This is a genomic window from Pseudomonas delhiensis (assembly GCF_900187975.1).
Taxonomy (GTDB): Bacteria; Pseudomonadota; Gammaproteobacteria; order Pseudomonadales; family Pseudomonadaceae; genus Pseudomonas; species Pseudomonas delhiensis.
In genome coordinates this window covers 1-1,652 of sequence record NZ_FZPC01000076.1, presented here as the reverse complement: position 1 = coordinate 1,652, position 1,652 = coordinate 1, and the positions used below count along the sequence as shown (strand labels likewise).

The 1,652-nt window shown below is 49.8% G+C and carries 2 protein-coding genes; both read left to right on the top strand.

What is annotated here, in order from left to right; all coding sequences use genetic code 11:
* Window positions 1–624: RHS repeat-associated core domain-containing protein (locus CHC02_RS30695; protein WP_244161046.1), on the top strand; the 624-nt coding region annotated here is incomplete at its 5' end.
* A gap of 158 nt (window positions 625–782) precedes the next feature.
* Window positions 783–1,178 carry a hypothetical protein gene (locus tag CHC02_RS30130; RefSeq protein ID WP_139210283.1) on the top strand — a complete coding sequence of 132 codons (396 nt, stop codon included), beginning with the start codon at window positions 783–785 and terminating at the stop codon, window positions 1,176–1,178.
* Window positions 1,179–1,652: the final 474 nt, after the last annotated feature.

The following is a 1,652-nucleotide window of genomic DNA, read 5'->3' as shown; positions in this document are numbered from 1 at the left end:
CTGCGCTTCCCCGGGCAGTACTACGACGCCGAAAGCGGCCTGCACTACAACTACTTCCGCGATTACGACCCGCAGACCGGGCGGTATGTGGAGAGCGATCCGATTGGGCTGAGGGGCGGGCTGAATACCTATGGGTATGTTGACGGAAACCCCCTTAGCTACTCGGATCCATACGGCCTCTTTAGGGGACCGACCGCTAGGCCGGCGACGCCGGACACTGTAATACTGCCTTATGTGGCTCCCTGCCTGCTTTGCTCAACGACTAATGCATATCCTCCCATTGGTCCTGAAGTCCCTGCTCCAAGTCCAACAGCTTCCATGGGCGGACTTCCCTATCCAACATGGGTTCCCATGGGAGGGGAAAACTGGCCTGACAGGCAGGAGCAAAGGGATGCTCTGAAATGCAAACCGCAGGAATCTAACTGTCATGATCTTGCAGTAAGCATCGATATTCTTGTTCGGACAATCAAAATGCGAAGAGACCAAATGCAAGATTATGGCGGTGGGGATAGAGGCCACAAGGATAAAGAAATAGCAACCCGAAAAGCACTCGGGAAATTGGTGCGCGAAGCGAGAGCGCGGCGCTGCCCTTACAATCCAGAAGCCGACAGTCTAATGTTATGAAAACAAAGATAATTGCGCGCAGCTTTTGTTATACGGCAACACACACCACTGGAAAGTCCAACAGCAAGGGATTATTAATAGCCATCTTAAGAAATGACACCTTTGAGCTAGTCAACACGTGGCGAGTGCAGCGAGATTCAATGCATGAAATAAAAAGCATGCTTGACAATACTGCACCTCCAGAGGACTGGAAGCAGCCGCACAGGAAGTGCCTTGCCTATTACATTAGCAAAAAGGAAAGAATGGAGAGACTGATATATCCTGAGAAGCCCCAAAATCTTTTCAAATTAATCAAGCAGCAAGAGGCATATACGTATCACACTCTCAAGAAGCTACATGAGCTAGACTCGGAGCAAATAAATATGCTTCTCTCTCTCAGTTCGTCCGAGAGGGTGACTGACTCAGTTGAGTGCCTGTCACTTATTCATGGAAGAATAGCGCTTTACCATATGCTTTTTGACAAAAAACCATCTTACATCAGCAAATTTAAAAAGATGATAAATGAAGTTGCGGGATTATATCCTGACTACAGCTTTGCGAGAGCGCCAAGCTAGGACAAGCAAGCAGCTTAACTGTAAGAGTTTGGTTTGCGAGGTGGTGGATAGCGCTTTGCTTGTCCACCACTTATCGATGTAGCAACCTAGAAGTCGCTCCACTTTCACCCGTGCTATTGCTGGCTACTCTTCAATCTAATTATTTTTTGGATAGCCTGCTGCTGTGTCAATACGGAACACTAGGCCGTCTCTGCGCCTAGTGCTCTAGCATCGTTCCTCAGTTATCCCGCCTATTCGATCCCTAGCCCGAGCCCAAGATATATCAATTTCCCCAGTAGCCCGTTCAGACCTTTTCGGTTCAAGGTGTCAGGTTGGGCCGGCACAGCGTTCAAGTTGGCGCAGCGCCTACAGATGTGGGAGCCGGAAGATTTAATACGGCCGTAAGCGCTCCACAAACCCCACCTTCATTTGAACTGCCTGCTTCCGGATGCTGGGCTCCCATTTTCCCAGTGGAGCCCCGTCATGATGCGTCCG

Excerpts from the sequence above, each read along its gene's own strand:
- CHC02_RS30130 (WP_139210283.1), top strand. The coding sequence starts at position 783 with ATGCTTGACAATACTGCACCTCCAGAGGACTGGAAGCAGCCGCACAGG.